The organism is Anoxybacillus sp. CHMUD, from assembly GCF_013096965.1.
In the GTDB taxonomy this organism is placed as follows: domain Bacteria; phylum Bacillota; class Bacilli; order Bacillales; family Anoxybacillaceae; genus Anoxybacillus; species Anoxybacillus kestanbolensis_A.
The window spans coordinates 1-2943 of record NZ_SDLG01000042.1; the positions used below are offsets into that span (position 1 = coordinate 1).

Sequence of the window (2943 nt, forward strand, 5' to 3'; positions counted from 1 at the left end):
TGTGTTTAGTTAAGTCCTCGATCGATTAGTATCCGTCAGCTGCACGTGTCGCCACGCTTCCACCTCGGACCTATCTACCTTGTCATCTTCAAGGGATCTTACTCGCTTGACGCGATGGGAAATCTCATCTTGAGGGGGGCTTCACGCTTAGATGCTTTCAGCGCTTATCCCTTCCGCACATAGCTACCCAGCTGTGCCCCTGGCGGGACAACTGGTACACCAGCGGTGCGTCCATCCCGGTCCTCTCGTACTAAGGACAGCTCCTCTCAAATTTCCTACGCCCGCGACGGATAGGGACCGAACTGTCTCACGACGTTCTGAACCCAGCTCGCGTACCGCTTTAATGGGCGAACAGCCCAACCCTTGGGACCGACTACAGCCCCAGGATGCGATGAGCCGACATCGAGGTGCCAAACCTCCCCGTCGATGTGGACTCTTGGGGGAGATAAGCCTGTTATCCCCGGGGTAGCTTTTATCCGTTGAGCGATGGCCCTTCCATTCGGAACCACCGGATCACTAAGCCCGACTTTCGTCCCTGCTCGACTTGTAGGTCTCGCAGTCAAGCTCCCTTCTGCCTTTACACTCTTCGAATGATTTCCAACCATTCTGAGGGAACCTTTGGGCGCCTCCGTTACGCTTTGGGAGGCGACCGCCCCAGTCAAACTGCCCACCTGACACTGTCTCCCACCCCGATCAGGGGTGCGGGTTAGAATCTCAGTACGACAAGGGTGGTATCCCAACGGCGACTCCACCTAGACTGGCGTCCAGGCTTCTCAGTCTCCCACCTATGCTGTACATGTCGCACCAACATTCAATATCAGGCTGCAGTAAAGCTCCACGGGGTCTTTCCGTCCTGTCGCGGGTAACCTGCATCTTCACAGGTACTATGATTTCACCGGGTCTCTCGTTGAGACAGTGCCCAAGTCGTTACACCTTTCGTGCGGGTCGGAACTTACCCGACAAGGAATTTCGCTACCTTAGGACCGTTATAGTTACGGCCGCCGTTTACTGGGGCTTCGGTTCGCACCTTCGCTTGCGCTAAGCGCTCCCCTTAACCTTCCAGCACCGGGCAGGTGTCAGCCCCTATACTTCGCCTTACGGCTTCGCAGAGACCTGTGTTTTTGATAAACAGTCGCTTGGGCCTTTTCACTGCGGCTCCCCTGGGCTATTCACCCGAGGGAGCACCCCTTCTCCCGAAGTTACGGGGTCATTTTGCCGAGTTCCTTAACGAGAGTTCTCCCGCGCACCTTAGGATTCTCTCCTCGCCTACCTGTGTCGGTTTGCGGTACGGGCACCTCTCACCTCGCTAGAGGCTTTTCTTGGCAGTGTGGAATCAGGCACTTCGGTACTACATTTCCCTCGCCATCACAGCTCAGCCTACTCAAGCGGATTTGCCTACTTGAGGCGCCTAACTGCTTGGACGCGCACAACCAGTCGCGCGCTGACCCTATCCTCCTGCGTCCCCCCATTGCTCAAACGGTGAGGAGGTGGTACAGGAATATCAACCTGTTGTCCATCGCCTACGCCTTTCGGCCTCGGCTTAGGTCCCGACTAACCCTGAGCGGACGAGCCTTCCTCAGGAAACCTTAGGCTTTCGGTGCAGAGGATTCTCACCTCTGTTTTCGCTACTCACACCGGCATTCTCACTTCTAAGCGCTCCACTAGTCCTTCCGGTCTAGCTTCGACGCCCTTAGAACGCTCCCCTACCGACGACGCAAGTCGTCCCACAGCTTCGGTGGTACGTTTAGCCCCGGTACATTTTCGGCGCAGAGTCACTCGACCAGTGAGCTATTACGCACTCTTTAAATGGTGGCTGCTTCTAAGCCAACATCCTGGTTGTCTAAGCAACTCCACATCCTTTTCCACTTAACGTACACTTTGGGACCTTAGCTGGTGATCTGGGCTGTTTCCCTCTTGACCACGGATCTTATCACTCGTAGTCTGACTCCCGAGTATAAGTCATTGGCATTCGGAGTTTGACTGAGTTCGGTAACCCGATGAGGGCCCCTAGCCCAATCAGTGCTCTACCTCCAAGACTCTCAACTCGAGGCTAGCCCTAAAGCTATTTCGGGGAGAACCAGCTATCTCCAAGTTCGATTGGCATTTCACCCCTACCCACACCTCATCCCCGCACTTTTCAACGTGCGTGGGTTCGGGCCTCCAGTAGGTATTACCCTACCTTCACCCTGGACATGGGTAGATCACCTGGTTTCGGGTCTACGACCTCGTACTATACGCCCTATTCAGACTCGCTTTCGCTACGGCTCCGTCTTTTCGACTTAACCTCGCACGAGATCGTAACTCGCCGGTTCATTCTACAAAAGGCACGCCATCACCCATAAACGGGCTCTGACTACTTGTAGGCACACGGTTTCAGGTTCTCTTTCACTCCCCTCCCGGGGTGCTTTTCACCTTTCCCTCACGGTACTGGTTCACTATCGGTCACTAGGGAGTATTTAGCCTTGGGAGATGGTCCTCCCTGCTTCCGACGGGATTCCTCGTGTCCCGCCGTACTCAGGATCCACTCAGGAGGGAACGAAGTTTCGACTACAGGGCTGTTACCTCCTCTGGCGGGCCTTTCCAGACCGCTTCGTCTACTCCGTTCCTTTGTCACTCCGTATTGAGTGTCCTACAACCCCAAGAGGCAAGCCTCTTGGTTTGGGCTGTTCCCGTTTCGCTCGCCGCTACTTAGGGAATCGCTTTTGCTTTCTTCTCCTCCGGGTACTTAGATGTTTCAGTTCCCCGGGTATGCCCTCCATACGCTATGGATTCACGTATGGATACTGCCCCATTACGGACAGTGGGTTCCCCCATTCGGAAATCTCCGGATCAACGCTTACTTACAGCTCCCCGAAGCATATCGGTGTTTGTCCCGTCCTTCATCGGCTCCTAGTGCCAAGGCATCCACCGTGCGCCCTTTCTAACTTAACTAAACACACTTTG

The 2943-nt window shown here is 54.9% G+C and carries 1 rRNA gene; it reads right to left on the reverse strand.

Annotated features, from left to right (window positions below):
* Positions 1-5 precede the first annotated feature (5 nt).
* Positions 6-2931, reverse strand: a 23S ribosomal RNA gene (locus ETB99_RS14445).
* Between the last annotated feature and the right edge of the window lie 12 nt (positions 2932-2943).